General features: G+C 46.2%; 24 protein-coding genes and 2 pseudogenes. 25 read left to right on the forward strand and 1 reads right to left on the reverse strand.

The window, feature by feature from the left end:
- Positions 1-200: 200 nt before the first annotated feature.
- The 25 genes and pseudogenes from KQX66_RS31485 to KQX66_RS31600 all read left to right on the forward strand — a co-directional run bounded on the left by KQX66_RS31485 (position 201) and on the right by KQX66_RS31600 (position 25,853).
- Positions 201-1,703, forward strand: a complete 1,503-nt coding sequence (locus KQX66_RS31485; RefSeq protein ID WP_216797488.1) for a thiol-activated cytolysin family protein — start codon at positions 201-203, stop codon at positions 1,701-1,703.
- Positions 1,704-1,767: 64 nt separating this feature from the next.
- Positions 1,768-1,899 carry a hypothetical protein gene (locus KQX66_RS37885; RefSeq protein WP_284439868.1) on the forward strand — a complete coding sequence of 44 codons (132 nt, stop codon included), beginning with the start codon at positions 1,768-1,770 and terminating at the stop codon, positions 1,897-1,899.
- Positions 1,900-1,926: 27 nt separating this feature from the next.
- Complete coding sequence (locus KQX66_RS31490; protein ID WP_308647308.1) at positions 1,927-2,997, forward strand: sulfite oxidase; 1,071 nt, start codon at positions 1,927-1,929, stop codon at positions 2,995-2,997.
- A 38-nt stretch (positions 2,998-3,035) separates the two neighbouring features.
- The gene (locus KQX66_RS31495) at positions 3,036-4,475 is read left to right on the forward strand and encodes a flavin monoamine oxidase family protein (RefSeq protein ID WP_216797492.1); all 1,440 of its coding nucleotides are present in this window, start codon (positions 3,036-3,038) and stop codon (positions 4,473-4,475) included.
- 351 nt (positions 4,476-4,826) lie between these two features.
- Positions 4,827-5,156, forward strand: coding sequence for an ArsR/SmtB family transcription factor (locus tag KQX66_RS31500; RefSeq protein WP_216797493.1), 330 nt, complete (start codon positions 4,827-4,829; stop codon positions 5,154-5,156).
- Positions 5,153-5,575, forward strand: a complete 423-nt coding sequence (locus KQX66_RS31505) for an SRPBCC family protein (RefSeq protein WP_216797494.1) — start codon at positions 5,153-5,155, stop codon at positions 5,573-5,575. Before KQX66_RS31500 ends, KQX66_RS31505 begins: the two co-directional genes overlap by 4 nt.
- A gap of 54 nt (positions 5,576-5,629) precedes the next feature.
- Entirely contained in the window at positions 5,630-7,885 is a 2,256-nt protein-coding gene (locus tag KQX66_RS31510; RefSeq protein ID WP_216797496.1) for an ATP-binding cassette domain-containing protein, read from the forward strand.
- A 326-nt stretch (positions 7,886-8,211) separates the two neighbouring features.
- Complete coding sequence (locus tag KQX66_RS31515) at positions 8,212-8,931, forward strand: lipoprotein BA_5634 family protein (RefSeq protein WP_216797497.1); 720 nt, start codon at positions 8,212-8,214, stop codon at positions 8,929-8,931.
- Positions 8,932-8,956: 25 nt separating this feature from the next.
- Positions 8,957-9,682, forward strand: a complete 726-nt coding sequence (locus tag KQX66_RS31520; RefSeq protein ID WP_216797498.1) for an ABC transporter ATP-binding protein — start codon at positions 8,957-8,959, stop codon at positions 9,680-9,682.
- Entirely contained in the window at positions 9,666-11,648 is a 1,983-nt protein-coding gene (locus KQX66_RS31525; RefSeq protein ID WP_216797499.1) for an ABC transporter permease, read from the forward strand. The genes KQX66_RS31520 and KQX66_RS31525 overlap by 17 nt, the downstream gene beginning before the upstream one ends.
- Positions 11,649-11,734: 86 nt before the next feature.
- The gene (locus tag KQX66_RS31530; protein WP_216797500.1) at positions 11,735-12,430 is read left to right on the forward strand and encodes a response regulator transcription factor; all 696 of its coding nucleotides are present in this window, start codon (positions 11,735-11,737) and stop codon (positions 12,428-12,430) included.
- 4 nt (positions 12,431-12,434) lie between these two features.
- Positions 12,435-13,670, forward strand: a complete 1,236-nt coding sequence (locus KQX66_RS31535; RefSeq protein WP_216797584.1) for a HAMP domain-containing sensor histidine kinase — start codon at positions 12,435-12,437, stop codon at positions 13,668-13,670.
- Between the two features lie 162 nt (positions 13,671-13,832).
- Complete coding sequence (locus KQX66_RS31540) at positions 13,833-15,260, forward strand: PQQ-dependent sugar dehydrogenase (protein ID WP_216797502.1); 1,428 nt, start codon at positions 13,833-13,835, stop codon at positions 15,258-15,260.
- Between the two features lie 218 nt (positions 15,261-15,478).
- Positions 15,479-15,844 (forward strand): hypothetical protein, encoded by a 366-nt coding sequence (locus KQX66_RS31545; protein WP_216797504.1) that lies wholly within the window; start codon positions 15,479-15,481, stop codon positions 15,842-15,844.
- 531 nt (positions 15,845-16,375) lie between these two features.
- A complete protein-coding gene (locus tag KQX66_RS31550; RefSeq protein ID WP_216797505.1) occupies positions 16,376-16,777 on the forward strand; it encodes a hypothetical protein in 402 nt (133 codons plus the stop codon).
- Positions 16,778-16,828: 51 nt separating this feature from the next.
- Positions 16,829-17,707: a UbiA-like protein EboC gene (eboC, locus tag KQX66_RS31555; RefSeq protein WP_216797508.1), complete on the forward strand. Its 879-nt coding sequence runs from the start codon at positions 16,829-16,831 to the stop codon at positions 17,705-17,707.
- 13 nt (positions 17,708-17,720) lie between these two features.
- The gene (locus KQX66_RS31560) at positions 17,721-19,049 is read left to right on the forward strand and encodes an alkaline phosphatase family protein (RefSeq protein WP_216797509.1); all 1,329 of its coding nucleotides are present in this window, start codon (positions 17,721-17,723) and stop codon (positions 19,047-19,049) included.
- Positions 19,050-19,068: 19 nt separating this feature from the next.
- Entirely contained in the window at positions 19,069-19,887 is an 819-nt protein-coding gene (locus KQX66_RS31565; RefSeq protein WP_216797511.1) for a TatD family hydrolase, read from the forward strand.
- Positions 19,884-21,416: a 4-hydroxyphenylacetate 3-hydroxylase N-terminal domain-containing protein gene (locus KQX66_RS31570; RefSeq protein ID WP_216797513.1), complete on the forward strand. Its 1,533-nt coding sequence runs from the start codon at positions 19,884-19,886 to the stop codon at positions 21,414-21,416. Before KQX66_RS31565 ends, KQX66_RS31570 begins: the two co-directional genes overlap by 4 nt.
- A 162-nt stretch (positions 21,417-21,578) precedes the next feature.
- Positions 21,579-22,427, forward strand: a complete 849-nt coding sequence (locus KQX66_RS31575) for an ATP-binding cassette domain-containing protein (protein WP_216797515.1) — start codon at positions 21,579-21,581, stop codon at positions 22,425-22,427.
- Between the two features lie 26 nt (positions 22,428-22,453).
- Positions 22,454-23,269 (forward strand): ATP-binding cassette domain-containing protein, encoded by an 816-nt coding sequence (locus KQX66_RS31580; RefSeq protein ID WP_216797517.1) that lies wholly within the window; start codon positions 22,454-22,456, stop codon positions 23,267-23,269.
- The gene (locus tag KQX66_RS31585; protein ID WP_216797525.1) at positions 23,266-24,015 is read left to right on the forward strand and encodes an energy-coupling factor transporter transmembrane component T family protein; all 750 of its coding nucleotides are present in this window, start codon (positions 23,266-23,268) and stop codon (positions 24,013-24,015) included. The genes KQX66_RS31580 and KQX66_RS31585 overlap by 4 nt, the downstream gene beginning before the upstream one ends.
- A gap of 23 nt (positions 24,016-24,038) precedes the next feature.
- Positions 24,039-24,623 carry a YybS family protein gene (locus KQX66_RS31590; RefSeq protein WP_216797526.1) on the forward strand — a complete coding sequence of 195 codons (585 nt, stop codon included), beginning with the start codon at positions 24,039-24,041 and terminating at the stop codon, positions 24,621-24,623.
- Positions 24,624-24,875: 252 nt separating this feature from the next.
- Positions 24,876-25,297: pseudogene (locus KQX66_RS31595) on the forward strand (DUF1259 domain-containing protein).
- Positions 25,298-25,466: 169 nt separating this feature from the next.
- The gene (locus tag KQX66_RS31600; protein WP_216797527.1) at positions 25,467-25,853 is read left to right on the forward strand and encodes a YmaF family protein; all 387 of its coding nucleotides are present in this window, start codon (positions 25,467-25,469) and stop codon (positions 25,851-25,853) included.
- Between the two features lie 133 nt (positions 25,854-25,986).
- On the opposite strand, the pseudogene KQX66_RS37610 reads toward KQX66_RS31600, so the two are convergent.
- Positions 25,987-26,055: pseudogene (locus tag KQX66_RS37610) on the reverse strand (sporulation protein YjcZ); the annotation flags it as partial.
- Positions 26,056-26,613 lie beyond the last annotated feature (558 nt).

The following is a 26,613-nucleotide window of genomic DNA, read 5'->3' on the forward strand; positions in this document are numbered from 1 at the left end:
ACCGCCGTATACCGAACGGTACGTACGGTGGTGTGGAAGGTCGGCTATCCCACTCATGGATAGCCTCCTATCCGATTTTATGCCGCGAGGGAGGGAAAAGACGTTTCTTATAATTTTCTAGAAATCTAATAATTTTATAACAAAATACCGATACAGTTCATATAAGTGCAAATATTTTACAAAAAAAGGAGGGGGCCTACATGAAGATTTCAAAACATGTTAAAGCAACAAAAGTGCTCGTCAGTCTGCTCGTTAGTTTAAATGTGTTTGCGTATTCAAGTATTTCCTTCGCTGCGACCAACGAACTTCATGATATTGATGCCGGAATCGCAAGCCTAACTTATGATCGTAATGAAGTTTTGGCAGTCAAAGGCGATCAAATCAGCAGCTTTGTTCCCAAAGAAGGTCTCCAATCCAATGGTAAATTTATCATGGTCGAACGTGAGAAAAAATCGCTCGCAACCTCGCCAGTAGATATATCCATTATTGATTCGATGACGAGCCGCACTTATCCGGGCGCAATACAGCTTGCCAATCGGGCTTTTTCGGATAATCAGCCTGACCTGATTATCAGCCCAAGAAAACCTTTGAATATCAGTATTGATTTGCCCGGGTTGAAGAGTGAAAATACAATTACGGTTCAAACTCCAACGTACAGCAGTGTTTCCGGTGCCGTTGATCAGTTATTGTCGACTTGGGTTGAGAAGTATTCGGGCACTCATACCTTGCCTGCAAGGTTACAGTATGCAGAATCGATGGTATACAGCAAAAATCAAATTGCCAGTGCGCTTAATGTGAACGCTCAAGTGCTTAACCATACGCTCGGAATCGACTTTAATGCGGTCGCAAGCGGCGAGAAAAAAGTGATGGTCGCTGCTTACAAGCAAATCTTTTATACCGTAAGTGCTGCTCTTCCCAACAATCCATCGGACCTTTTTGATAAAAATGTGACGTTTGCCGAATTAGTCCGTAAAGGGGTAAGCAAAGAGGCGCCGCCGCTTATGGTATCCAATGTAGCTTATGGCAGAACCATCTACGTGAAATTGGAGACAACGTCGAAGAGCAGTGATGTGCAAGCTGCATTTAAAGCATTACTTCAGAATGCCGGCGTACAAGCTAGCGGACAGTACAAAGATATTTATGAAAACAGTTCGTTTACTGCTGTGGTATTAGGCGGCGATGCACAGACGCATAACCAGATCGTCACGAAAGACTTCAAGGTCATCCAAAATATCATTAAGGACAATGCACAATTTAGCACGAAGAATCCAGCTTACCCCATTTCCTATACAAGTGTCTTTTTGAAAGATAATTCAGTTGCCGCTGTTCGCAACAACACGGAATATATTGAGACGAAAACGACAGAATTCACTAAAGGTAAAATAACGCTGGATCATCGAGGCGCCTATGTAGCTCAGTTTGAAGTGTCTTGGGATGAATTTACATTTGATGCCAATGGACAAGAACTCATGACTCATAAAATTTGGGAAGGCAGCGGTCGAGATAAGACAGCGCATTTCTCGACAGAGATTCCGCTTCCGCCTAATTCCAAGAACATCAAAATTTTTGCAAAAGAATGTACAGGTCTTGCCTGGGATTGGTGGAGAACCATTATAGATGAAACGAACGTTCCGTTATCCGGCAATATCAAAGTTTCGATTGGAGGAACAACATTATACCCGACAGCGTCCATTAGTCACTAGTCATTTCTGAAAATCTTCCCATTCCTTTGGGGAGATTTTCTTTTTTGGTAGAACGGGATGGTTCATGCCCGTGTTTCACGGCAATCAACTCGACACGGCGGTCGTCTGCAGACAGTTCGTCCAATACAATATTATGGACGAGAACGGCAAACTCGTCGCTCATGCCAGCCCCGCAAGCGATCCGATTCTGAAATAGACGGTCCCCTCATATACATGGTTTGGGGTGGTACCATTGCATTCGCCTATCCTAAAGCCTTATCTGATTACCCGGGGATTGGTTCCGGAGAATCAAGAACATCCGATCCATTTTGTTTCTGCGGCGATTACGCCGGAATCCTCCTTTTATCTTAGAAATCATTTTCCTTATCCTCGTATTTCCGAGCAGTCGTTTGTGCTTTCTGTAGGCGGTGAAGTACAAAAACCTCGAACCTTCCAATATCAAGAACTGCTCCGTATGCCGTTTAAAGAATTGATAGTGCCTTTGGAGTGTGCAGGAAATAACAGAGGACTTTTTCGACCGAGAGTCTTTGGCGAACAATGGGGAGGTGGGGCCATTAGTCAAGGCGTCTGGAGAGGAGTCGCGTTAAGAGAACTGCTCCGATATACCGGATTGCAAGCATCTGCAAAGGAAATCGTATTTGAAGGACACGATTTCGGAAGACGACCCGATCTGGAAGGAGAGTTCGTCTTTGCAAGAATCCTTCCTTTGGAGAAAGCGATTCATCCGGATACGTTAATTGCTTATGCGTTAAATGGGGAACCGATACCCTATAAGCACGGTTATCCGTTGCGGTTAATTGTACCTCAATGGTACGCCATGGCTTCCGTCAAATGGCTCCGCAGCATTACCGTCACCCGTACTCACTTTAACGGGCCATTTCAAGACATCGATTATATGTATTATCCGGAAAAAGACAGCGATACAGGGAAAATCCCAGTGACAAGCATCCAGGTAAATTCCATCATTCAGCAACCGTTAAATCGGAGTGTACTGGACAAAGGGATGCATCAAATTTACGGATTGGCCTGGACAGGAACAGGGAGCATTAAAAAGGTTGAGATCTCGACGGACGGAGGGGGGAATTGGAGACCCGCCGTTGTTCAACCGGAATCGCCAAATGCGTACAGCTGGACATTTTGGAACTATACCTGGTTCGCGGATCAAAAAGGAGAATATACGATTATGTCGAGAGCGACGGATTCATTCGGATTCGTTCAACCGGCAGCAGCCAAATGGAATCGAAAAGGATACGGATATAACGCTTATTCCGTCGTACATATCAAGGTAGAGTAGGTGCTTCAACCATATCATCATCACTTTCCCCGAACGAAATGATCGATATTATCAGGCGCGGGCTCCGAAAATCAAGCGTCCCGAAAAACATCGTTGTTGTAGGTGCAGGGATGGCAGGGCTTGTCGCAGCTTCCCTGCTGAAGGATGCGGGGCATAACGTCAAAATCATAGAGGCGGACAGCCGGATCGGAGGACGTGTCTACACTTTACGGGCCCCGTTTACACACGGATTGTATTTGGACGTAGGAGCCATGCGCATACCCGAATCTCACTACTTAGTCATGGAGTATATTCGGAAATTCAATCTGCCGCTTCAACCGTTTATTAACGAAACGCCAAATGACATCATCTATGCGAACGGGATTAAAACAAAGCTGTCCAGTTATCTTCATCGGCCGGATGTTCTCCATTACCCGGTCGCCCCTTATGAAAAGGGAAAAACCGCTCAACAATTACTCGATATGGCGGTACAGCCCTTCCTTGATGTTATCAATCAAGATCCGGTTCGCCATCGGGCTTTGACCGTTAAGAATCTCGATCGCTATTCGCTATACACTTTTTTAAAATATTTTCCTCATTCCTTCGGAGCCGGACTGTCCGAAGGGGCCATCGAGATGATCGGAGTACTTCTCGGTTTGGAAGGATTGATGGGGCAATCTTTCTTGGGAACTATGCGATTTGTTATGCCCTTACTACGGCAACGCTTTTATGAGATTGTAGGAGGCAATGATCTGCTGCCGCGCGCCTTTCTTCCCAAATTACAGGAAGACATCATGTTTCAGCGGAGAATGACCAAGATTGTTCAACATTCGGACGGCGTGACGATCCAGGGGATTGATGAAAAATCATCGGATCGATATTCCATATCAGGCGACATTGCGATAGTGTCCATTCCTTTTACAGTCCTGAGATTCGTCGAAGTCGAGCCCCGGCATTCATTCTCGCACCAGAAATGGAAAGCGATTCGGGAACTGCACTATTCGAGCGCTACTAAAATCGGGCTGGAATTCAAAAGCAGGTTCTGGGAAAAAGCCGGCCAATATGGGGGCAGAACGACAACGGACCTGCCAATCCGGTTCGCGTATTATCCGAGTCATGGCATCGGCAAACCGGGCCCGGCTGTCCTTTTGGCAAGCTATACCATGGGGGACGATGTTGTGCCGTGGGACGGTCTATCGAACAAAGAGCGCATTCGCTATGCTTTAATGAACCTTAAAGCGATCCATGGGGATGTCGTTTATCGAGAATTTGTGAGAGGCATTTCCTATAGTTGGGCCCAAAACCCGTTGACTTGCGGAGATTGGGCAATGTTCAACCCGGGTCAACAAACGGAGCTGCACCCATTTATCGCAATGCCTGAAGGACGTGTTCATTTCGCCGGGGAACATACAAGTCTTACCCACGGCTGGATACAAGGGGCCATTGAATCCGGCATTCGGGTTGCCGTTAAAGTAAGCGATTTGCCAAGATCCCAGTAGGAACTATTGTTAGAGAGCAGCTTACATTTACTTGGGCAATGAGCTTATCGATTAAGAAAATCAGCGGCCGGCATAATGCCCGGTGTCGCTGATTTTTTGTTATAAGAAATAGAAGAGATAAGGCAGGTCCGTGCCATAGGCTGTCGATTCGACGCCGACTTATCAAAAGGCCGCTGATCTGATGTCATTCCTAAGCAGTCTGACATACATAGCTGACTGACAGTTTTCATGTGTAGATTTAAAAACCTTTTGACACGACACCAAATGGTGACCTATAATTAAAGCGTCACTAAATGGTGTCCAATGAAATTGACGTCTATCCTTTGGCAATAATATTTAGGAGAGGGTGTTGTGAGCGAGAACAACCAATTGCGGGATGTGTTTGACGCGATTGCAGATCCAACCAGACGCCGACTGATTCGTCTGTTAGCAGAAGCAGAGGAGATACCGCTTCATGAATTAACGGCACAGTTTCAAATGGGCCGTACGGCGGTATCCAAGCATTTGACAATCCTTAAAGAAGCCGGACTGGTCCTTGACCGAAAAGTCGGCAGAGAAACGCGCTTTAGACTAAACGCCTCTCCACTCCGAGAAATTCAAGATTGGGTGGCTTTTTACAGCAAGTTCTGGAGTACGAATCTGTTGCGCTTGAACCAACTACTTGAGGAGGAAGAAGAATGAGTTTAACCTTATCCCTGGATTTTCAGTACACGACATCGATCGAGAAGCTTTGGTCCGCCTTAACCGACTCAAGCAAGCTTGCCAGGTGGGTGGTCAACATCCACACCGGTCAGGCGATGGAAAATGATTTTAAGCCCGTCGTAGGACACCATTTTCAGTTTCGTACTCAACCGACCGAGTGGTGGGATGGGATTGTTGACGGCGAAGTGCTTATCGTGGACGAACCAAACCGGTTGTCCTATACTTGGGCCAGCGGAGGGGAGAAGCACACGGTTACCTGGACGCTGCAGGATTTAGGGGACGGGAAGGTTAACCTTCATCTCGAACAAACCGGGATCTCCAACGATCAAGCACTCAATGGAGCCAAGTATGGCTGGAGTAAATGGTGCGGCGAGCTTGAAAAAGTATTGGAACAATAACCGCATTCGGCCTATTTTCGTGATAAATAATAGAGAGCTGAGGGGTTGTTAAGCATGAGCGAATCTAACCAGGAGTATATCGTCATCTCGGGTGCAAGGGAAAACAACCTCAAAAATGTATCCTTGCGCATTCCCAAGCGGAAGATCACGATCTTCACCGGGGTATCCGGATCCGGCAAGTCATCGATCGTTTTCGATACCATCGCCGCCGAATCCCAGCGTCTGCTGAACGAAAACTTCAGCATGTTCGTCCGCAACTTTTTGCCGCGTTTTCCGCAACCGGATGCCGACGCGATCGAGAACCTGAGCATGGCTGTTATTGTGGATCAGAAACGGCTGGGCGGCGGTTCCCATTCCACGATGGGCACGATTACCGATATCTCTCCCATACTCCGTCTTCTCTTCTCCCGAGTGGGTCAGCCCTATGTTGGACAAGCGCACATGTTCTCGTTTAACGATCCCCAAGGTATGTGTCCCGAGTGCAACGGAATTGGTCGCAGCCTGTGCATCGACATGAGCAAGGCGCTGGACAAGTCAAAGTCGTTGAATGAAGGGGCAATCATGCTGCCGGGCTATACGGTGAACAGTTTTGATTGGACGATGATCGTGCAGTCGGGGCCCTTCGATCCCGATAAGAAGCTGAGCGATTATTCGGAGGAGGAGCTGGAGCAGCTGCTGTACGGCAAGGCGAGGAAGGTGGCGACGCAGTTCGGCGGGAAAACAGTGAACATTACGGTGGAAGGTGTCATCGAGAAATTCACCAACAAGTATATCAAGCGGGATTTGAAAACGATGTCTGAGCGCACGCAACAAGCTGTTGCGCCGTACATCACCGAGGGAACCTGCGCCAGCTGCCGCGGCGCGAGACTCAGTCAGGCTGCGCTCAATTGCAGAATCAATGGACACAACATTGCGGAGCTGTCCTCCATGGAGGTCGGACATCTCATCCGCGTCATTCGTGAGATTGACGATCCTGTCGCCGCGCCTGTCGTCAAGTCGCTGACGGAGCGGCTGCAGCATCTGGTGGAGATCGGACTTGATTACTTGACGCTGGACCGTGAGACGGATACATTGTCCGGCGGCGAGTCGCAGCGCGTCAAGATGGTGAAGCACCTGAGCGGCAGTCTGGTGGATGTCACTTACATCTTCGATGAGCCCAGCGTTGGCTTGCACCCCCGTGACGTACACCGGTTAAATGGCTTGCTTCAGAAGCTGCGCGACAAGGGCAATACCGTGATGGTCGTCGAGCATGATCCCGATGTGATCAAGGTGGCGGATCATATCGTCGACGTCGGGCCTCACGCCGGCAGCCGCGGCGGTACCATCGTGTATGAAGGAAGCTTCCAGGGCCTGTTGGAGGCAGGTACACTGACAGGTAAGTATATGAAGCGGCCGCTCCAACTGAAGCACGATTGCAGGCAGCCATCCGGCAAGCTGCCCATCAAGGATGCCACACTGCACAACCTGCGGAACGTGAGTGTAAATATTCCAACCGGAGTGCTGACCGTAGTTACGGGTGTCGCCGGGTCGGGCAAAAGTACGCTGATTAACGAAGTATTCCTCAGCCAGCATCCGGATGCGATCGTCATCGACCAATCGGCGGTAGGCGTGTCAACACGCTCGAATCCCGCGACCTACACGGGCATTATGGATGATGTCCGCAAGGCGTTTGCTTCCGCAAACAAGGTGAGCCAAGGCTTGTTCAGCTTCAACTCCAAGGGGGCTTGCGAGAACTGCCAAGGGCTGGGTGTTGTGTATACAGACCTTGCATTCCTCGACAGCGTGAAGCTGCCCTGCGAAGTATGCGGAGGCAGACGGTTCAAGGAAGAGGTGCTCGCGTACAAGCTGAACGGCAAGTCAATTGCAGAAGTGCTGGAGATGACGGTGGAGCAGGCATTGGATTTTTTCCAGCTAAAAGAGGTTGTGCGCAAGCTTCAGGCGATGAGCGATGTGGGGCTGAACTATATTACACTCGGCCAGCCGCTCAGCACGCTCTCGGGCGGGGAATGCCAGCGCATCAAGCTGGCAAGCGAACTGCATAAGAAGGGCAGCATCTACGTGATGGACGAGCCGACGACCGGTCTGCATATGTCAGATATCGGTCACCTTCTGGGGATCATGAATCGCCTCGTGGATGCCGGCAATACGGTGATCGTCATCGAGCACAACCTCGATGTGATCAGCCAAGCGGATTGGATCATCGATATGGGACCGGACGGAGGCAGCAAGGGCGGCCAGGTGGTGTTCGAGGGCACACCTTCGCAGATCATCCATGCGGATCAGTCGATCACGGGAAGATACTTGATGTAATGTCAATTTAATGAATGGCTTATTACATCGCCTGCTAAGGTGATGTTTTTTTATTTTTTCCCGGCCACAAGTAAACAGACCGATCAAATATTTCAAAAAAAATTGCGGGAAACGCCAATCAATTGAGCGAGTTCACGGGATGGGAGCAGCGATTCGCCTGGCGGCCATTTTCCGGTGTAATATTATGGATCGCTTGTTCGGAAGCCGTATCTCCATTCTTACAAAAATGTAAGCGAGAAGATCAAAATGGTTAGACAATAGTCATTCATTTGCATGAAATTCTCGGCTATAATCCAGACATAAATATTTTATTAAGGAGCAGTCAGATGAAAAAAATTATAGTTTTCGCGTTGGTTATCGTTATCTTTATAGGTATAGGATTTGGAGTAAAACGTTTTGTAGAAGGTCCATCGCAACCAGCTAATGGAATTTTAGTTACCGGCACAGAAAAAGATGTGAATAAAGTCAAGCAGTTGTATAAAGATAACAGCAAACAAACGATCGACTACAAAATAAAATTGGTAACAACAAAAATAACCTATGAATTGTCAGAGCAATCTCAAAAAGAAACTGGTCAACAAGTTGATACCCGAGAGATCAAGTATTCGGTTGTTAATCGATCCACAGCCGAGCAATTCGTCAAGAAGGGGATTATCAGAGCCAGAAAAGATCCTAACAGCTTGTCCACGATTTCAGAGCCTGTTACCAGCATAAAAGAACTATCTACTGGTCATAATCTGTTGTACTCTTTAGATGATTCCGAAATGAAGAATGGTCAAATCGATTTGAACGGTCAGATGGTACCCGTACAATATGTTAAACATCAGGCATGGATCGGGTATATACCCACATCGAACCTTGTTATTGTTGACGACCAAACTTACAACAAATTAACCGAAGCAGAGTCAACGATCACATTGATTCATTTTCAAAAGGGCAGTTTCGATTATAAGAATAAAAATGAGACGAACAAGGTTTTAAAGGAAATCGGGAACGTCTATGCCGATAGCGAAGACAAAGTAAATTTTGTAGATGTGCAAGAATGAGCGGAATGACGAAAGGGCGGACGATATGGAAATCGTACGGATGGAAAATGTAGTTAAAAGTTATGGGGAAGGCAATAATAAGGTGTTTGCCTTAAAAGGGATTAGTCTTTCTATTCAGCAAGGAGAGTTTGTCTCCATCGTAGGTGTTTCCGGCTCTGGAAAAAGTACATTACTGCATATTTTAGGAGGGTTGGATCGGCCAAGCTCAGGACAAGTATTCATTGGGGACAATAATATTTATGATTATACAGATGATGAGCTTTCGATATTCAGAAGAAGAAAAGTCGGGTTTATATTTCAATTCTTTAATTTGATCCCCGTATTGAATGTTCAGGAAAATATTGCTTTGCCCACATTATTGGATAATGAACCGGTAGATACGCCGTATCTGAATGAAATTATTGAAATCCTGGGGCTTCATGAACGTAACAGTCACTTGCCTTCCGAATTATCTGGCGGCCAACAGCAACGGGTCTCCATTGGCAGGGCGCTTATAAACCGGCCGCATTTGATTCTGGCCGATGAGCCCACAGGTAATCTGGATACGCGAAATACGAAGGAAGTCATGGATTTATTAAGATTAACGGCGAAAAAATACAATCAAACCATTGTATTGATTACGCACGATCTAACGATTGCATCGGCTTCTGACCGAATCATCACGATAGAAGACGGTAAAATCATTTCCGATCAACGGCAGCTGAGAAAAAGACATAGGCTGGAGGAGAATGATTTTGATCAGCAGCTATAAACAATTAAGCAGCAAATATTTAAAGGGGAATATCAAACGAACCATTTTGACCTTGGTCGGAATCGTACTCTCCGTAGCGTTAATTTCTACGATCGGCCTGTTTATGAAAGGATCACAACTCTCCCAAATTGAGAGCATCAAGAGGTTAAATGGGGTTTCTTTTCATGCCGGTATTTCAAATTACGATGAAGCGATATTAAATAAAATCAGATATAATCCGCAAATTGCATCGTATGGTTTGATGTCTCAGGGTGACAAAGTTCCGGTTGGAGACATTTCTGTGCAAATGAATTTCGCTGATCATCGCGCCTTGGGGTTTTTAACCTACAGTCTCAAGGATGGCAAATTACCGGCCAATGATCATGAAGCTGCTGTCGATTCGTGGGCGCTTCCTTATATTAAAAACGATCTTCAGATCGGCGGATCCTTTGAATTGGATGGAAAAACATATCAACTGGTTGGTTTACTGGATAACCGCGCGTTTACACAGAAAAGTAAAGTAGGCCGGTTATTAACATATAAAGCCGATTTTGCTCTTGGAGAAGGCAGGATATTACTTGAAATAAACCAAAAAGCGAACTTTAACGAGGTTTTAGAGGAAATAAAGTCACTTACTGAAGACAAAAATATTGTGATCAATGATGAATTGATCAGAGTTTTGAAACCGGAATCGAATCAATCGATTCTGGCCATGCTAGTCATCGTCGTCAGTATTGTGGTGATCGCGACGGTTGTTGTCATCTACAACGCTTTTCAAATTAGCGTCGTAGAGCGGATGAAGCAGTTCGGCTTGCTCCGAAGCATCGGCGCTACGCGAAAGCAAATTAGACAAATCGTTATAAGAGAAGCTGCCGTACTGGCTGTTATCGCCATACCGATCGGGATTGTATGCAGCTTATTGGCGCTTGCTGCTCTCCAATCCGTTTTCTTGATTTTATTAGAAGATGGTGCACGTGTTTCGTTCTTTCATATCGATTGGCCAATTTTATTGATCAGTTCGATCATTACCCTGATGACCGTATTAGCGTCAAGTTATTACCCGGCCTTTTTTGCGGGCAGAATATCCCCATTGCTGGCAATCAGCAGCAGGTTATCAATTAAGAAAGAAACAATCAAAAAACAAAAGAGTACCGTGCTGAGAAAGCCTCTATCTTTTCCCTTAAGCCTTGCCTTGAAAAACGTAAAAAGAAATAAAAATCGTTATACGATTACGATCCTATCCATCATTATAAGCGGTGTATTGTTTATTACTTTCTCGTCTTTAATGGATATCGCCTTTGCATCCAAATATGTGAACGATTCATCGACTAAATCGGATCTAACAGTGGTGCTGAAACATGATAGTCCTGATTCTTCAGTAGAAAGCCAGCAAATTGGGGAACTATTGAAGTCGATTGAAAATGTATCCGAGGTTTACGAACAGGACTCCAGTTTTAGAATCACTTTGAAAGATGCCACACAATCTCTCGCGACCGTTGCGGACATCCAGCAGACCGTTGGAACAAATCGGGACATTACAATCGTTAATCACCTGGATGAGAATAAAGCTAAGGATGAATCAAAGCTTGTTATTAAAGTGCTTGTATATGGTTTTATTGCGGTCATTTCTTTGATTGGCAGTCTCAATATCCTCAATACGATTACGATCAGCATCATTATCAGACGAAAAGAACTGGCCGCGTTAAAATCCATCGGCATGTCACAAAGAGATTTGAAAAAAATGATCATCTATGAAGCGCTGATTTACGGTTTTTCCGGAAGTTTGCAAGGGATCTTTTTCGGTTGTATACTTTCTTATATTATGTATTTGGCTGTTTCCGGTGTTATGAAGATCCAATGGACGATCCCCTACGAGGCTTGTTTCATAACGTTTGTTTCCGCTTTGTTTATCAGTTACGTATCTGTTCTAGTCCCGCTGAGAAAAATACAAAAAGATAATCTCATTGATGTTATCAGGGAACAATAATACCGAGGGCCTGGCTATTTTATAGTCGGGCTGTTCTGATTTGTTGGTCTATGGCTGAAAAGGGATGAGGAAAAGGAGAGACATACTTGAATAAAATATTGCTTGTTGAAGATGATGAGGCTCTTGGTCTAGCCATTGAATTTTCATTGATTAATGAAGGTTATGAGGTGGTCAGAGTCTCTAGTGTAAAAGAAGCGAAGCAGCAGTTTGATCGTCATACTTTTGATTTATCTATCCTGGATATCGGCCTTCCGGATGGAAATGGCTATGATTTATGTCTGCATTTCAAAAAACAAAACGATTCGTCCGTTATTTTCTTAACCGCTCTGGATGAAGAAGCAAATGTGGTGATGGGATTGGATATCGGCGGGGACGATTATATAACGAAACCTTTTCGAGTCAAGGAACTCATGTCCAGAGTGAAAGTGCAATTGCGGAAACAAGCGCGGCTGGATACTTCTTCAGCGATCTTAACATCTGAGAACATAAAAATTGATACGAGCCAAGTCAAAGTTTATAAAAATCATGAAAGCATTCCATTAACGAATTTAGAATATAAGCTTCTTCTAACATTCATGATGAACGCCCACAAAGCATTAAAAAGAGATGAAATCCTGCTAAAAATAACGGTAGGAGAGGATGTTTTTTTTGACGAAAACACGTTATCGGTATACATTAAGCGTTTAAGAGACAAAGTTGAAGATGACCCCAAAAATCCGCAGTTTATCGTCACCCAAAGAGGATTGGGTTATCGGTGGAATAAGGATGTGAGCAGGGAGTAAGATGATGAAAATTACCGAATTCAAAGCTTATATGGCGATACTGGCTGTTCTGTTCTCTCTATTTACACTTTACCAGTTTATTGAACATCAACTGTTTTATAATCAATTAAAGACCGATTCTATTGCAGCCTGGGGCGAAATTACTGCCAGATTGGTTGAACAACATCCCGAGAATGAAGCGGAAATTATGAAAGTCTTAACAAGCCATTCTTCCGATTCAAGCAAATATCAGGAACAAGGAAGAGAGATCTTTAGACAGTATGGATTGTATGAAGATTTGGAGACGGAGCTTTTTCCCCTTTTAAATAACCATATTTTCGGCCATAATCAATCTATTTTGTGGGGATTGATTTGTTTCGGATTGATGTTGTTTGGAGCAACCTATATGCAATACAAGATGATCTTCAATAAAATTAAACAACTCGCTTCGGCGGCAAAAAAAATAATCGATGGAGATTACTCGGTTGTCATAAATGAAAATAAAGAAGGGGATCTCGCCAAACTGGCGGCTTCATTTCGGTCCATGAAAGATATTATTAGAAAAAGCATGCAGGATCTGCTGGAAGAGAAAGAGTTTCTAGGAAAAATGCTGCAAGATATATCCCACCAATTAAAAACACCGCTTTCAACAATATCCATCTATAATGAAATGATGTTGAATGAAAATTTGCCCCGCCAGCAGCAAGTTCGACTATTGCAAAATAATGATGTTCAAATCTCCAGAATGAATGTCTTGATTCAAAATTTGTTGAAAATAGCGAAAATCGACGCCCGAGCCATATCATTCGATAAAGAACCCGTAAATTTGGTGGAGACCATAGAGGAAGTTTTGGAGCGTCTAGCAAGCATGATCAGTGATAATCAGATGTCGGTTGACTGGGATGCGCCAGAGGAAGTAGTCGTTGTTCACGATAAAATGTGGATGCAAGAAGCTTTGTTGAACCTGCTGAAGAATGCGATCGAGCATTCCAAACCCGGCGGTAAAATCATGATTCAAGTCAAAGATACACCGATCTATACGGAACTGATGATTCAAGACTTTGGAGAAGGAATTGAAGCCGAGGAGCTGCCGTATATCTTTGATCGATTCTACAAAGCAAGCGGTTCTAAAAAACATGATTCGGTAGGAATTGGCTTGGCGCTTGCCAAAGCCATTATCGAAGCACATCAAGCCTTGATTAAAGTTGAGAGTGAGAAATATGCCTATACAAAATTTACGGTTACCTTCATAAAATTTTAATTTTCAAACACCAAAAGGACTATAAAACAGTGCGAAGCCTTGTGAACATTAATTGCCGCGTAAATCGCGGCTTTGTTATTTTATGGGATTCATTGGTACTAATAGAGCAGTCCTAATCATATTCTTATAAAAGGAAAAAATAGGAAGGAGGGGAACGTTAAGTTGATCAAAGTTAAGGTTCGTTTAAGACCCATTGTAAGTAAGATCAATTTACCTACGGTTTTGAAAACAACGATACTTCCGGGTGATTCAATTGAAAGCTTATTTATTGTAACACAGGTAGGGGAGATCTTTTACATACGAAACGGAGTTATAAGAACTTTTTTTGATATTCGACCGCGAATCCTAAAATTAGGTCTTTCTAATGGTGGATATGATGAACGGGGATTGCTAGGGCTGGCGTTTCATCCCAAATTCTATTATAACGGTTTGTTTTATCTGCATTATTCTGTAGCCGGAACCCAAGGTCCGGGAGCTTTTCCGGGTGCTCCTCCTGAATCTTTTAAACCTAACCCTTGCGATGCTAGAACCTTAAACCTAAAGTGGACAAATAGAGAAATTCAATACGATCATATTGATACAGTTGAAGAATATATTCTACATTCGAATGGTCAACCTCAAAAAAGGCGGACATTACTTCGTATAAGAAGACCATTTTTTAACCATAATGGGGTCAATAGCTTAAACTTTTCACCTGAAACAGGAAATCTTATTTTGACAACCGGAGATGGTGGATCAGGCTATGACCCGTTTAATTTAAGCCAAGAGGATATGGAAATCGCAGGTAAAATAATCGAAATTGATGTAGGCAAGCATACATTTATCGATAATCCGCCCGTAGTTACACGGTTTAATGAGCTACCCGTACCTATTCAGGAAACGCTTACGGTCATTGCCAAAGGAGTTCGCAATATACCAGGCATTTCATTCCAAAGGTTTTATAATCAGTATATCAAATATGCAGGCAATGTCGGACAGGATCTCGTAGAGTCGATTTTTTCGTTCGTTCATTATAAACCAATACCGGTTACTCAGCTTATTCAGGTCTCTTTAATGAAATCTGAACCGGACCACGAAGGCTTTATTAACTTTGGCTGGCGAGGGTGGGAAGGTGCTTTTCCTACTTCGACAATAACAGGCTGCTCTGCAAATCCGGCTTTGAATGAGAAAACCATTGCTTATTACGATGAGGCAGTAAAAACTTCAGCGAGGCGTCTTCCGCCTCTAATTAGTTATTTTCATGAAGATCGCCGAACCGATAAGTTTAGAGCCACTGCACTTACAGGAGTCCAGCCCTATATGGGAAATGAAATCCCGGCTTTAACGGGAAACGTTGTGTTTACCGATCTGGCTCGGGGGAAAGAATCTCGACTTCCGGTTCGAGGTGCTTTAGCTTATACCAGGGTAAGAACAGATTGTAAGCTGAATGATTTTAGTGTTATTGAAACCGATTATAATTTTGGTTCACAATCAGCTTATTATGTTAGTTTGGGAACGAATCTGAATCAAACCAAACTATATTTAGGGGTTCATGGCTCTATGAAAGTGACTGATTTTAACCAAGGTACCGTTTTTGAAATTGTTCCGTGATGAATAACGATTAAATTCGGGCTTTTCCCAGCCCATTGACATAAAGGACAACGCCCTGTTCATATTACTTATGAATGTGTGAACGAACTGGGATGAGGGGTGAAGGAGTCCTTTGCAGACGTTCCCTAATAAACTGGTCGTTCGAGAAGTCATTTGGGAAGAGATTTGCGTAAACCGCATATCCGCATCTGGTGCCCGAGCTTTAAAACCTCATAAATTTGCAAACCAATTTCATCCATACGTTAATCGCGTTAGCCACTCCATTTCAGACCGACTTGCCGCCTTTGGCGCCGTTTTTGGAAGGTCCGGTCGATGGCCCGGATTATTGGCTGGATCCCAGATACAGACTGGAGCCGGTTATTTCCGGACTCACCTATCCGACAAGCCTGGCGTTTGACGAGAATGGCGAAATGTATGTCGCCGAATCGGGCTATTCTTACGGCCCGGCTTATGCTAAAGGTAGAGTGCTGCATATTGATGCAACCGGAAAAGCCCGTGAATTTGCTGCGGGGTTTGAAGGAGCATTAACAGGCATGTCCTGGTTTAGAGGAGATTTATATCTTATTGAGGGCACTCGGCCCTGACGGAAAAATGTACTTTGCCGTTGGTACCGTGACAAACTCGGGGTCGTAGGCGTAGATAATGCCTATTACGGATGGCTGGGTCAAAGACCGGCTTACCATGATGTTCCAGCGCGTGACATCATACTTGCAGGACAAAATTTCCCATCGGATAACCTATTAACCAAAACGAATCCGAACGCTAAAGCCATAACCGGAGCATTTCATCCGTTCGGAACGCCAAGCTTCCAGGGGGAAATTATCCGTGGCGAGCTGCTGGCAAACGGGGTCGTTTATCGCGCGAACCCGGACGGGAGCGGTCTGGAAATCATCGCAGACGGTTTCCGAAATATTTTTGGTCTTGGATTCTCGCCGGAAGGCAAATTATACGCTACCAACAACGGCCTCGACTTTCGGGGCAGCAGGCCCATCGAAGGAGACTGGGATACGTTTTACGAAATCACTCCCGGTTGGTACGGTTGGCCCGACTACGCGAGCGGACTCCCGGTCACTTTGCCTTACTTTAAACCGCCGGGGAATCCGCAACCGCAATTCTTGCTCGCAGAACACCCGCCTCTGGCGGAACAACCGCTCATTCGTTTTAAGCCGCACTCCGCCACGCAAAAGTTTGATTTCAGTATCAACGATTCTTTTGCGCCGAGAGGCGAAGTGTTTTTCGCTCAATTCGGAAGCGCGCCGCCGATCACCACCGGAGACATCAGGCCAGCCGGTTTTCGGGTCGTCCGTGCCAATCCGTATACCGGTCAAGTTCACGATTTCATGATCAATCTCAAACCCGGTAAAGCCGGTGAGGGTCCGGAACGCCCGGTGGCCGTACGTTTCTCGCCCGACGGGCAAAGTCTCTATGTCGTCGATTTCGGCATTCTTGGCGCCGATGTGGCAACGGCTATTCCATTTTCGGAAACCGGCGCCGTTTGGCGCATTGTAAGAGCATAAACTTTTTGCCGGCCTGCCGCTTTTTCTATCGGGCGAGGAGGGAGCTTCATTTTGAATAAATGGAAGGCTTGTCTGGAACTCATTCGTTTCCCGAACTTATTTACAGCAATGGCCGATATTATGGCGGGCGGATGGATTGCTTATGGCATTTGGCAAAATTTTCACATCGGTGCTCTGCTTTCCTTGATCATTTCAAGCGCTTGTTTATATGCAATGGGCGTAGCGTTGAACGATTATATGGATCACACTCTCGATAAAATGGAACGTCCCGAAAGGCCGTTGCCTTCCGGGCGCATAAACCGCTCATTTGCGCTAGCGTTCATTTGCATATTGGGAATATGCGGACTTGGTATCGCGTTTTTCGTCGGCCGGGCCAGTTTCATGATCGCTTGCGCGTTGGTTGCATGCATCTATCTGTATAACGGCTTTCTGAAAAAACATCATCTTTTCGGGCCGGTAACGATGGGGATATGCCGCGGTTTAAATTTGTTGTTGGGCATTAGCATGATCCCTTCGCAATTATCGGCCTTTTGGTGGATGTCCCTGGTCCCTTTTATGTATATTGCCATGGTCACGGCTTTGTCCAAGGGAGAAGTAGGGGAGGATCTTTATCCGAAACGTGTCTGGACGATGAGCGTGACGATTCCCGTTTGTTCGATTGCGGTCCTATTTTTTGGCGGCCGGGAGACGCTTTTCGTAACCCTGATCGCCGTTATCCTTTTCCTCGTCTGGACGTTTAGAGGGATGTATGCTTCCATCAAACTTCCGAATGCCATACATATTCGTAAAGCGGTGGGAACTTGCATTATCGGCTTGCCTCTTTTGAATGCCGCAATCGCCACGTCAATTGGGGGGATGGCGGCATGGCTCGCCGTAACGATTTTCATGCTCTTAAGTTATGCTTGGTCCCGTGCATTTTCCGTTACATAAAGGAGGGAGAGATATGAAAAAACAACATGTGCTTGTGCTCGACATCGTCAGCTTGTGTCCGGAGCATTTGCAAGATGCGGAGTTGTTACCCAATATTCGTCAGCTTCTGGATGAGGGCCATCATATTCAAGTGAATCCCGTTTTTCCGGCGGTGACCGGGACGGTTCAAGCGACCTACATAACAGGAAAACCTCCCGCGGAACACGGGATTATTTGCAACGGTCTTCCGGACCGGGATTATAAAGAAATTACGATGTGGAATCAAACGATGGTTCCTGTCCAGGGCGAAAAGATTTGGGAAACGTTGAAGAAGGCGGACGCAGAGGCGAAGACCGCAATCTTTTTTTGGCAATTTAGCAAATTAAGTTCGGCTGATTATGTCGTAACCCCTGCGCCAATCCATTTGGAGAATCGTATGATCCAGTGGTACGCATCCAAGCCGAACGGGTTATATTCGCAGCTCCGCGAACAGCTTGGGGATTTTGATTTGCGAACGTTCTGGGGACCTCTGGCATCCTTGAAATCCAGCGATTGGATCCTGAAGGCAGCGATTGACGTGTTGGAGAACTATAGACCCAGATTGTCACTCGTTTACTTGCCGAACCTCGACTACAATGCGCAAAGATTTGGACCCGATAGCGTACAAGCGAAGCAATCGTTAAAGGAGATTGACGGGCTGATCGGATATATGGTGGAAGAGCTGAAACGCCGGCGGCTGTATGAAGAGACGAGGATTGTTTTACTGTCGGAGTATGCGTTCAAACCGGTTCGGAGTCCGATTTATATTAACCGATTTCTGCGAAAGCTGGGATTTCAGGCTGTTGACAGGGTAGAAGAGATGGAATTTATCAATATGGAGAACTCCAGGGCCTTTGCCCTTGCGGATCACCAGTTGGCTCATGTCTATATCACGAATTCCGACGATATCCCCGAAGTGAAACGGGCTTTGCAAGAATTGCCGGGCATCGCCGAGGTTTGGGGCGAGGACGAGAAAAAGCAGCATCGCATCGATCACGAACGGTCCGGCGAATTAATAGCCATAGCGGAGCCCGATAGCTGGTTCGTTTATTATTGGTGGTTAGCGGATGAGCGAGCGCCTGAATTTGCCCATACCGTAGATATTCACCGAAAGCCCGGTTACGATCCGGTCGAGTTGTTCGTCGATCCGAAAACGTACCGTATTCCTTTACAGCCGGAGCTGATTCGAGGATCGCATGGATTGCCGGCAAGAGGAGAAAACGATCGAATCTCGATGATTGTAAGCGGTCGGGATATGGATTTGCCGCAAGAACTGGATGCCACGGAAGTCCACGATCTTCTGTTGCGGCTTTGTTTAAGCTAAGAGACGAGGAGTGAGGCTGATGAAATTTTTTGACCCGCATATTCATTGTTATTCCCGTACGACCGACGACTACGAGCGGATGAGTTTATCCGGTGTGCAGGCGGTTGTCGAGCCCTCTTTCTGGCTTGGAAGCGAACGCCGCTATCCGGAGTCGTACTTCGATTATTTCCGGCATATCCTCGAATTTGAACCGAAACGGGCGAAGGAGTACGGGATTGATCATTTCAGCTGCGTGGCGATGAATCCGAAAGAGGCGAACAACCTGGAACTCGCACATCGGGTGATTGACGGCCTGCCGGAGTATTATCGGCATGAACGCTGTCTGGCCGTAGGCGAAGTCGGGTTCGATCTGATCACGGATGCGGAAGAAGAAATTATGCGGCGCCAGCTCCTCATGGCAAAAGAAATGAATATGCTTGTCATGGTGCATACTCCCCATAGCAATAAAAGAGAAGGTACCGAGCGTACAATCCAAGTATTAAAGGAAGTCAATCTCGATCCCGATCAGGTTTTGATCGATCATAATAACCTCGAGACGATTGACCTCTCGATAGCTTACGGGGGATGGAGCGGGATGACGATTTATCCGACCAAGGTTTCCCCCGAGATCGCGATCGAAATATTCGATCGGTACGGGACGGAGCGTATGATGATTAATTCCGCGGCCGATTGGGGTCCGGCCAACCCGCTTAGTATCGTGAAAACAGCCCTTGAAATGAGAAAGAAAGAGTATGGGGAAGATGTGATCCAACAATTGGTATGGGATAATCCGATCCGCTTCTACAGCCAGTCGGGCAAGCTGCGATTGGGAGAATGGATCAAGGAGAAGCAGGGATGAGCGACGTTAGGAAACCGATGACCGGCAAAGAGTATTTAGACAGTTTACGCGACGACAGGGAGATTTGGCTAAACGGTCAGCGTGTGCAGAATATTGTGAACCATCCGGCTTTCCGAAATTCCGCGCGTTCCGTTGCACGGCTTTATGATGCATTGCATGACCCCAAGGTTCACGATGTATTAACAACGCCTGTCGATATCCCGGGAGGCAGCTACACCCATCGCTTTTTTAAAGTTAGCCGAAACGCGGAGGAATTGCTGGCGTCACGCGAGGCAATAGCCGCTTGGGCGCGCCTTACCTACGGCTGGATGGGGCGGACCCCGGATTACAAGGGCGCTTTTCTCGGAACTCTCGGCGGCAACCCGGAGTTCTATGCCCCTTTTGAGAATAACGCCCGCCGGTGGTACGGGGAAGCACAGAGGAAGGTATTATTTATCAACCACGCCCTCATCAATCCGCCGGTGGACAGAAACAAACCGGTGCATGCCGTGTCCGATGTTTTTATCAACGTGGAAAAGGAAACCGATGCCGGGATCATTGTCAGCGGCGCTAAAATGGTAGCCACTGGCTCCGCGCTGACCAATTGCCATTTTGTCGCTCATAACGGAACGTTGCCCGTTCAAAAAGAGGAGTTTGCGCTCGCTTTCTTCGCCACCCACGATACGCCCGGAGTGAAGATGATTTGCCGCCCTTCCTATGAACTCCATTCCGCCGTATTAGGCAGCCCGTTCGATAACCCGCTTTCAAGCCGTATGGATGAGAATGATGCCGTCCTTATTTTTGATAAAGCCTTGATTCCGTGGGAAAACATCCTGGTTTATCGGGATATTGAAAAAGCGAATGCTTTCTTCCCGCGTTCCGGGTTCGTCAATTTGTTTATGTTTCACGGATGTACCCGTCTGGCAGTCAAGCTTGACTTTATCGCCGGTCTGCTGTTAAAAGTCGTTGAATCTTCGGGAACCGGCGATTTCCGCGGGGTCAGAGCAAAAGTCGGAGAAATGATTGCCTGGCGAAATCTATTCTGGGCCCTAAGTACCGCAATGGCTAAAGACCCGAATCCGGGTCCGAATGGAACGGTTTTGCCGAATGTCGAGCACGGAACGGCTTACAGAGTGTTTTCTCCCATGGCCTGGACGCGAATAAAAGAAATGATCGAAGACGTGGTGGGAGGAGGGCTCATCGTACAGCCTTCCAGTTCGGCGGATTTTAAAAATCCGGAGCTTCGTCCTTATTTAGAGCGATTTTACCGTGGCTCGGGCGGGTATGACAGCATGGAGAAGATTAAGCTGAATAAATTGCTCTGGGACGCGATCGGGAGCGAATTTGGCGGCCGGCATGGGCTGTACGAACGAAATTATACCGGCAATTTTGAAGATATCCGCATTCATACACTGATGGAAGCTGTAAACAGCGGATCGGCCGAGGCGTTCAAGAGCATGGTGGAGCAGTGCATGAGCGATTACGACCTTGATGGTTGGACGGACTCGACCTGGATCGATCCGCACGATGTCAATCTGGTGCAAAGATAAGAAGGGTCCTAAACGAAAAGAACGCGAACCGTAATCGGATCGGCGTTCTTTTTTCTTGTTTTATTCCATGAATAAACAGTACTGATGATGGAAATCCGGGCCGAATGATCTCCGATTCACCCGAATATAATGGTAACGACTCAAAAGGAATGGGGAATTGGGATGACCGCAGCCGCCAAATCGCCGTCCGTCGTCTTTGAGAACGTTTCTTTCCGTTTTTCGGAGCATGGCGAATGGATCGTAAAAGATATCAATATCCGCATTGCTCCTGGCGAATGGATAGCCATCGTGGGAGGAAACGGCTCAGGAAAGTCGACCTTCGTTAAATTAGTGAACGGCTTGTTGAAACCGAGTCTTGGCAAGGTGCTCGTCTTCGGGGAATCTACCGATCCTGCGAATATTCGAAAGATCCGTCAATTGTTTGGAATCGTTTTCCAAAATCCCGATGAACAAACGGTCGGCGCTACGGTCGAAGAGGATATCGCGTTCGGCCTGCAAAACCTAATGTTCTCGCGGGATGAGATGATATCGCGAATAGACCGTATATTGAAATTGCTGCAATTGGAAGAGCTCCGGTACCGTCCCGTTCGAACGTTGTCCGGCGGGCAAAAGCAATTGGTTGCGATCGCCGGCATCCTCGTCATGCATCCGCAAATCATTATTTTCGATGAAGCCTCGTCCATGCTGGACCCGCAAAATGCCGGCAAGCTGCTGGACGTCATGTCCGATCTTCATCGTATGGGACTTACCGTCATTCAGGTGACGCATGATCCGGAAGACATCTGGAAGGCGGACCGGATTTTGGTGCTTAATCATGGCCGCCTCGCTTTTGCCGGAGACGTGCCCACATTAATGAAGCAATCCGACATTCTCGAAGAGGCTCAGACGCTCCCGCCGTTTCTAGTTCGTTTACAAAAAGCGCTTCGCACGAAAGGTATGGAACTTCCTGCCTGCTGCGGATCGGAAAAGGAATTGGCCAAATCGATATGGGAATCGATTTCCGCGATGTAAGCTATACGTATGCCAAAAGGACTGCCATGGAGCATAAAGTGGTGGGCGGCATTACATTTTCCATACCTGACGGGGAATTTGCCGCCATCATGGGCCCCTCCGGGTCCGGCAAAACCACTTTGGGACAGCTGGGCGCCGGTTTATTAGTGCCTGAAACCGGTCTCGTATATGTGGATCATATCCCGACGAACAGCAGAAAAAACCGGTTCGATATATCGAACAAAGTCACTTACGTTTCTCAATTTCCCGAGCACCAGTTGTTTGAAGAAACGGTATTCCGGGATATCCGTTACGGTCTTCGCCGGAAAAAGTATAGCGAGCGGGAAATAACGGCAAAAGTGAAAGACGCGATGGAATGCGTCGGACTTTCCTTTGAAGCATACAAGGATCGCTCTCCTTTTCAGCTCAGCGGCGGGGAACAAAGACGGGTTGCATTGGCAGGAGCCGTCGTCCTGGAGCCAAAAATTCTGATTTTGGATGAGCCGACGGCCGGACTCGATCCTTTGACACGCGGGAAGTTTCTCGCTTTACTGACTGATCTTCAACGAACAAAGCATATGACGATCGTCTGCATTACCCATCATCTGCAGGATGCCTTGGAATATGCGGATCGTCTGGTCATTTTAAATAACGGAAGATTAGTCTATGACTTGAAACCTGCCGAAATCCGATGCGCGTTGGAAGATCCTGCTATAGCTTTATCTCCAACACCTTTACTGCGCTTCCGCAAGGAACTCGAATCCTTTTTCCCCGGAAAAATCGATTCGGAGATCGTCCAAGAAAACAAGCTTCTCGCCTTCCTAACGGACCGACTGATGCGCACACTAGGAGATGAATCATGAGCAGCTTCGGAGCTTTATCCACCCTGCAATATGTCCCCGGCGATTCCTTCCTACACCGGCTGGATCCCCGTTCGAAATATGGGTTTGTCGCCAGTTATTCGATAAGTCTTGTTACTTCCAATTCATTTACAGCAAGCCTCATTTATACGCTTGTTGCTTTATTCTTGTTTCTGCTTTCCAAACTCCGCCTCTACTTATTATGGGAAAATATTCGAGGATTTCTTGTCTTCATGATCATACTAAGTTACTTTCAAATCGCATTAAACGGAGTAGAGACCGCAGCGCTAATGATGTTAAAAATGATTTCTTTTATCCTCATGGTCACGTTACTATTATCGACTACGCCGCCAGAAAAACAAATGGAGGGGCTGCGCAACTTGTTGTCCCCCTTGCGCCGCCTTGGGGTGAAGACCGAATCGTGTGCAGTTATGTTCACCATCGCCGTCATTTATCTTCCGCTTCTTTTGGAAGATCTCATGCGAATTATGCAAGCGCAGAGAGTACGGGGAGTGCAGTACGGCAGATGGAATTTGGCAGGGCGGGGGAGAGATATGATTTTACTGTTGACGCCGTTGCTTCTCACGACCTTCAGGCGCGCCGAACGGTTGTCGGACGCTATGGAGTCCCGCTGTTTCCGGCCCGGCAGCGAGCGAACCGCATTTTATCAATTGAAATTAGGCAAGTGCGATATCATCGTATTGATCCTGGCACTAGTGCTTCCATTTATTCATTTGAGTTCCGAGTGATCAAGAAAAAGGAGGCTTCTAACATGCGTGACCAGTTTCTCAATTATTGGGCGAAGCCGTTACCGCGGATGGAATCCGCATCGCTATTGGCCCGCGTCGGTGCCAACCAAACAAAGACGCTCGTCACGATCGCCTTTCTAGGCGCACTAACCGCACTATTCCAATCGGCGGGAGGCTTTTTTCCAGGGCCGGGTTATTTGCTCAGCCTGCTATCGACAGCTCCGGTTGTATTGGCGGCGCTCATTTCATTCCGTTCGGGACTAACCGCCTATGCGCTTAGCATCGTGTTGCTACTCCTCATTCAACCAAGCGAATTAATCGTCTTTCCGTTCACAACGGGGTTACTCGGGTTGGCATTAGGCTTCAGCATTGCGCGCTCCAAAAATCGGATTCAGGTTGTCTTGTTTTCCGCTCTTGCGTTATGGACCGGAATTGCGCTGGTGTTGTACGCCTTGCATTTTCCGCTGCTCGGACCTTCGGTCGCCCTGAGCTTTGATATCGCTACGGCAACGTATATCTTTCTATTTAGTTTGCTTTATAGCGCGATATGGACGGAAATCAGCCTCCGGTTATTAGCGAGATTAAGAAAATCCGTACACGGATTATAGCAACAAAACGACTCTGTCGCACTGCGCAGGGCCGTTTTACGAACAGGACCTCGGAAAAATTCCGGGGTCCATTTTATGTTAAAAAATAGGCACTCGTCCAAGTCCTAAGGGAAACAATCTTGGGAAGAAGAACGCGCCATTGAGAATCCTGTTGTGTTTGCCAAAAAAACCAAAGCATCGATCGCATTTTTGGGTTAATGCAATCGAGCGGTGAAGGTGTATCTTGATCATACAATGAAAGGATGATTTCGCATGGCGGTTCAAGTTAAAGCAAGTGCACGCTTTAAAAGACTATGTAATCGATTTTCAACCATTTTAGGAGGAACAGAGCATCAAATTACAAAAGGTCCGGTTTGTTTTGTCACTAGAAACAGAAAATTTAACGCCTCTATTTTAGGAAGACGCACCACATCCCCGTTGGTCCGTTATCAACTGTTTTCGTTTGAATCACTGGACAGTTCAGGACGCGCACTCTGTTTAGGGAAACGGCGCTCTTCCAAAACCAGGTAAATCGCTTGCTGTCAAATCTTCGCAATAACGGCATTAAAGTAACGGCAGTCCATAATCACTGGCTGTTTGAGAACCCGCGTCTTATGTATATTCACTGGGAGTCGATCGATGATCCCATTGCATTCGCAAAGAAAGTGAAACGTTCTATTGCTTTCTTGGGTTAAAAGGAATCGTAACCTTCGTACGGCCCCCCAACGTGGCGGGTCTTTTCTTAATCTAGACAAAACCTATATAAAAAAACAATAGGAATAAAACTCTATACACATTAACCCAAACCACGGCATCTGTCTTTACATAAAATGAATAATCATTTTAGAAATGAGGGAAGTGTCTATGGATATTCCAATTAGAGGATTTGTGATGGCATCGGATGGAGGAGGCTCGAGCCATACCCATAAATTGTATATTACCTCTTGGGACGGTCGGCCTGTTCATGTTCATCCCTTTTCAGGTGTTACTTCATTTGATGCAGGACACAATCATCATTATGCCGGTTGTACAGAAGCAGCTCCAAGTGGTGTTCAACACGTTCATGGTTATTTTGCGGAAACTTCATTCGACGATGGCCATACCCATAGCATTCGAGGAACAACGGGTCCTTCAGTACCTTTACCCGGAGGAGGTCACATTCACTATTTTGAAGGTTATACCACAATAAATGGACGCATTCCACATGCTCATAGGTACTCCGGGAAAACAGGAAATGAGATCGGCTCCTAAGAGAAATTCACTTCTTGTCTAAACTGGCCCAAGACTGGAGTAGTAGCATGAATTAAACAAGAAAACGAAGAAGGGGAACTTTGCAAGTGGCTCCTTCTTCGGTTTAACTTTTCTCTTGATCAGTTCTCTGTGATTAAACAAATAAAGAACGAGAAACGATGACCAGAAGGATAAAGAGAACAAGAATGACAGCAGTCGAAGTAACAAGCCGCCTACAGCGCTCATGGTTTCACCTCCTTAAAGATCTGTACATAGATCATACACAGCCAGATTGGAAAAAAACGGGATGGCGAAGCCAGCCCCACGTCCTGTTGGATAGCCCAGAGATAGAGATACAACCTCCTTCCATGTTTGCTCTTCCATTTTATGAATGATGGCCGGGTCGTGATTGGACGGCATGAACAATGTGCTCTTGTAATGGAGGTTCAATTCGGACCCTTTTCGATATATTTTCATACGTTAGAAATAGACGGCTACGGCCCTGAGCCTTTACTAATGTGTAGGGGCCTTTCCGTTTTAAATGGGCGAATGTCCGACACCGGAAAACTTGTAGGCACATATCTTAAGTAGATTGCACTCATACAGTTTTTGATACTGTATTAAGGTTTGTGCTAAAGTAATAATGTAACACTTATTATTACACGTATATACAGAAGATACATAAGTCAATTGAAGAACGAGATATTAGATGCAGCAATAATTTTGACAAGGTAAGACAATTACTTGAAATTGACGATAAGAGAAAGCTAATCAACAGCTA

Origin of the sequence: Paenibacillus oleatilyticus (assembly GCF_018998565.1) — a bacterium.
GTDB classification, from domain to species: Bacteria; Bacillota; Bacilli; order Paenibacillales; family NBRC-103111; genus Paenibacillus_G; species Paenibacillus_G oleatilyticus.

Coding starts and splice junctions, on each gene's coding strand:
- KQX66_RS31485 (WP_216797488.1), top strand. CDS start 201: ATGAAGATTTCAAAACATGTTAAAGCAACAAAAGTGCTCGTCAGTCTG.
- KQX66_RS37885 (WP_284439868.1), top strand. CDS start 1,768: ATGCCCGTGTTTCACGGCAATCAACTCGACACGGCGGTCGTCTGCAGA.
- KQX66_RS31495 (WP_216797492.1), top strand. CDS start 3,036: ATGATCGATATTATCAGGCGCGGGCTCCGAAAATCAAGCGTCCCGAAA.
- KQX66_RS31505 (WP_216797494.1), top strand. CDS start 5,153: ATGAGTTTAACCTTATCCCTGGATTTTCAGTACACGACATCGATCGAG.
- KQX66_RS31510 (WP_216797496.1), top strand. CDS start 5,630: ATGAGCGAATCTAACCAGGAGTATATCGTCATCTCGGGTGCAAGGGAA.
- KQX66_RS31515 (WP_216797497.1), top strand. CDS start 8,212: ATGAAAAAAATTATAGTTTTCGCGTTGGTTATCGTTATCTTTATAGGT.
- KQX66_RS31520 (WP_216797498.1), top strand. CDS start 8,957: ATGGAAATCGTACGGATGGAAAATGTAGTTAAAAGTTATGGGGAAGGC.
- KQX66_RS31535 (WP_216797584.1), top strand. CDS start 12,435: ATGAAAATTACCGAATTCAAAGCTTATATGGCGATACTGGCTGTTCTG.
- KQX66_RS31560 (WP_216797509.1), top strand. CDS start 17,721: ATGAAAAAACAACATGTGCTTGTGCTCGACATCGTCAGCTTGTGTCCG.
- KQX66_RS31565 (WP_216797511.1), top strand. CDS start 19,069: ATGAAATTTTTTGACCCGCATATTCATTGTTATTCCCGTACGACCGAC.
- KQX66_RS31570 (WP_216797513.1), top strand. CDS start 19,884: ATGAGCGACGTTAGGAAACCGATGACCGGCAAAGAGTATTTAGACAGT.
- KQX66_RS31575 (WP_216797515.1), top strand. CDS start 21,579: ATGACCGCAGCCGCCAAATCGCCGTCCGTCGTCTTTGAGAACGTTTCT.
- KQX66_RS31580 (WP_216797517.1), top strand. CDS start 22,454: ATGGAGCATAAAGTGGTGGGCGGCATTACATTTTCCATACCTGACGGG.
- KQX66_RS31585 (WP_216797525.1), top strand. CDS start 23,266: ATGAGCAGCTTCGGAGCTTTATCCACCCTGCAATATGTCCCCGGCGAT.
- KQX66_RS31590 (WP_216797526.1), top strand. CDS start 24,039: ATGCGTGACCAGTTTCTCAATTATTGGGCGAAGCCGTTACCGCGGATG.
- KQX66_RS31600 (WP_216797527.1), top strand. CDS start 25,467: ATGGATATTCCAATTAGAGGATTTGTGATGGCATCGGATGGAGGAGGC.